General features: G+C 74.6%; 1 pseudogene. It reads left to right on the forward strand.

Annotation, left to right across the window (positions count from 1 at the left end):
- Positions 1–327 (forward strand): annotated as a pseudogene (locus tag ACTQ05_RS09630) (IS30 family transposase); the annotation flags it as partial.

A 327-nucleotide genomic window follows, 5' to 3' on the forward strand; every position in this document is an offset into this window, starting at 1 on the left:
CCGTCGAGGGGGCCCGGGAGGACTCCGCCTGCCTGCTCACGCTGCTGCACCGCCCCAGCAGGCTCCAGCTCGCGCTGCCGCTGGAGGAGAAGACCGCCGGGTGCGTCGCGGACGCCCTGGAGGGCGTCCGGGCCATCCTCGGCGCCGACGGGACGCGCCGCGTGTTCCGCGCCGTCCTCACCGACAACGGCGCCGAGTTCTCCGACGAGGCGGCGATCGCGGCGCTGCTCGGCGAGGGGCCGGGCGAGACGAGGCTGTTCTACTGCGACCCCAGGCGCAGCGACCAGAAGGGCGCCTGCGAGCGCAACCACGTCGAGATCAGGAAGC

The organism is Collinsella sp. LCP21S3_A9, assembly GCF_052118785.1.
In the GTDB taxonomy this organism is placed as follows: Bacteria; Actinomycetota; Coriobacteriia; order Coriobacteriales; family Coriobacteriaceae; genus Collinsella.